This window comes from Ectothiorhodospira shaposhnikovii (assembly GCF_016584105.1).
Taxonomy (GTDB): domain Bacteria; phylum Pseudomonadota; class Gammaproteobacteria; order Ectothiorhodospirales; family Ectothiorhodospiraceae; genus Ectothiorhodospira; species Ectothiorhodospira shaposhnikovii.
In genome coordinates, this window is the sequence record NZ_NRSM01000061.1 from 1 (window position 1) to 3,274 (window position 3,274).

Here is a 3,274-nt window from a genome sequence, read left to right on the forward strand (position 1 = left end):
TGACGGGCAAGAAAAAACCCCGACCGGTTTCCCGATCGGGGTTTTGGAATAGGTGCCTGGCAGTGACCTACTTTCACATGGGGAGGCCCCACACTATCATCGGCGCTGAACCGTTTCACTTCCGAGTTCGAGATGGGATCGGGTGGTTCCGGTTCGCCATGGCCGCCAGGCAAAACTGACTGCTGATGCTGATCATCTCAACATCGGCAAAATCGGGAAAACATCAGGCATGTCATGTCGTTGCAACTACACACCTCAAACTGCTTGGGTGTTATATGGTCAAGCCTCACGGGCAATTAGTACGGGTTAGCTTCACACATTACTGCGCTTCCACACCCCGCCTATCAACGTCGTAGTCTTCGACGACCCTTGAGGGGCATCAAGTGCCCAGGGAGATCTCATCTTGAGGAAGGCTTCCCGCTTAGATGCTTTCAGCGGTTATCCCGTCCGTACGTAGCTACCCGGCAATGCCACTGGCGTGACAACCGGAACACCAGAGGTACGTCCACTCCGGTCCTCTCGTACTAGGAGCAGACCCTCTCAAATCTCCGACGCCCACGGCAGATAGGGACCGAACTGTCTCACGACGTTCTAAACCCAGCTCGCGTACCACTTTAAATGGCGAACAGCCATACCCTTGGGACCTGCTTCAGCCCCAGGATGTGATGAGCCGACATCGAGGTGCCAAACACCGCCGTCGATATGGACTCTTGGGCGGTATCAGCCTGTTATCCCCGGAGTACCTTTTATCCGTTGAGCGATGGCCCTTCCATTCAGAACCACCGGATCACTAAGACCTGCTTTCGCACCTGCTCGACGTGTCTGTCTCGCAGTCAAGCACCCTTGTGCCTTTGCACTCAGTGCGCGATTTCCGACCGCGCTGAGGGTACCTTCGCGCTCCTCCGTTACTCTTTGGGAGGAGACCGCCCCAGTCAAACTACCCACCACACACGGTCCCTGTCCTGGATAACAGGACGAGGTTAGAACTCCAAACATGCCAGGGTGGTATTTCAAGGTCGGCTCCACCGAAACTGGCGTTCCGGTTTCAATGCCTCCCACCTATCCTACACAAGCAGGTTCAAAGTTCAGTGTGAAGCTGTAGTAAAGGTTCACGGGGTCTTTCCGTCTAGCCGCGGGTACACTGCATCTTCACAGCGATTTCAATTTCACTGAGTCCCAGGTGGAGACAGTGCCGCCATCGTTACGCCATTCGTGCAGGTCGGAACTTACCCGACAAGGAATTTCGCTACCTTAGGACCGTTATAGTTACGGCCGCCGTTTACCGGGGCTTCGATCAAGAGCTTCGCCTTGCGGCTGACCCCATCAATTAACCTTCCGGCACCGGGCAGGCGTCACACCCTATACGTCCACTTTCGTGTTTGCAGAGTGCTGTGTTTTTAATAAACAGTCGCAGCGGCCTGGTCTCTGCGGCCCCCAGCAGCTACGGGCGCAAGGCCCTTCACCGCCAGAGGCGTACCTTCTCCCGAAGTTACGGTACCATTTTGCCTAGTTCCTTCACCTGGGTTCTCTCAAGCGCCTTGGGATTCTCACCCTGCCCACCTGTGTCGGTTTCGGGTACGGTCACACCGTGTCTGAAGCTTAGAGGCTTTTCTTGGAAGCTGAGCATCAATCACTTCGCTCCGCGTGGGAGCTCGTCATCACGCCTCAGGATTGTGCCTCCGGATTTGCCTGGAAGCACTCCCTACACGCTTAAACCGGACACCAACTGCCGGCTGATCTAGCTTTCTCCGTCCCCCCATCGCAACATGGTGCGGTACAGGAATATTAACCTGTTTCCCATCGACTACGCATTTCTGCCTCGCCTTAGGGGCCGACTAACCCTGCGCCGATTGACGTTGCGCAGGAAACCTTGGGCTTTCGGCGGATGGGGTTTTCACCCATCTTATCGTTACTCATGTCAGCATTCGCACTTCCGATACCTCCAGCATGCCTTACAGCACACCTTCGCAGGCCTACGGAACGCTCCTCTACCACGCCACTTACGTGGCGTCCGCAGCTTCGGTACATGGCTTAAGCCCCGTTGAATCTTCCGCGCGGGCCGACTCGACCAGTGAGCTATTACGCTTTCTTTAAAGGATGGCTGCTTCTAAGCCAACCTCCTGGCTGTTTCTGCCTTCCCACATCGTTTCCCACTGAGCCATGATTTTGGGACCTTAGCTGGCGGTCTGGGTTGTTTCCCTCTCCACGACGGAAGTTAGCTCCCGCCGTGTGTCTCCCATGATTGCACTTCCTGGTATTCGGAGTTTGCAATGGTTTGGTAAGTCGGGATGACCCCCTAGCCATAACAGTGCTCTACCCCCAGGAGTGAGACATGAGGCGCTACCTAAATAGCTTTCGAGGAGAACCAGCTATCTCCGGGCTTGATTAGCCTTTCACTCCTATCCACAGCTCATCCCCTAATTTTTCAACATTAGTGGGTTCGGACCTCCAGTAGGAATTACCCCACCTTCATCCTGGCCATGGATAGATCGCCCGGTTTCGGGTCTAACGCAAGCGACTATGGCGCCCTATTAAGACTCGGTTTCCCTACGGCTCCCCTATACGGTTAACCTTGCCACTCACGTTAAGTCGCTGACCCATTATACAAAAGGTACGCAGTCACCCATAAAGGGCTCCCACTGCTTGTACGCACACGGTTTCAGGTTCTATTTCACTCCCCTCTCCGGGGTTCTTTTCGCCTTTCCCTCACGGTACTGGTTCACTATCGGTCGGTAGGGAGTATTTAGCCTTGGAGGATGGTCCCCCCATGTTCAGACAGGATTTCACGTGTCCCGCCCTACTCACTTTTCATCGACAAGATCTTTTCGTGTACGGGGCTATCACCCTGTATCGCCGGACTTTCCAGACCGTTCCACTAAAATCAAGCCAACTTTTGGGCTGTTCCGCTTTCGCTCGCCACTACTGACGGAATCTCGGTTGATTTCTTTTCCTTCGGGTACTTAGATGTTTCAGTTCCCCGAGTGTCGCCTCTGCACCCTATGTATTCAGGTACAGATACCTCTAAAAAGAGGTGGGTTTCCCCATTCGGAAATCCCCGGATCAACGCTTGTTTGTCAGCTCCCCGAGGCTTATCGCAGACTACCACGTCCTTCTTCGCCTCCTACCGCCTAGGCATCCACCGTGTGCGCTTAACCGCTTGACCATATAACCCCAAAAAGTCTGAGACTAATGGCGCAGTTGCTCATGCGACATGACATTTGAGAGAACTAAACTACATTTACTCTCGCCTAGATGTTTTCCCGAATTGTTAAAC

General features: G+C 54.1%; 2 rRNA genes. Both read right to left on the minus strand.

The features are described from left to right. Positions 1 to 54: 54 nt before the first annotated feature. Positions 55 to 170: ribosomal RNA gene (gene rrf, locus CKO35_RS17155) — 5S ribosomal RNA — on the minus strand. Between the two features lie 105 nt (positions 171 to 275). Continuing rightward, positions 276 to 3,163 (minus strand): 23S ribosomal RNA (locus CKO35_RS17160). Between the last annotated feature and the right edge of the window lie 111 nt (positions 3,164 to 3,274).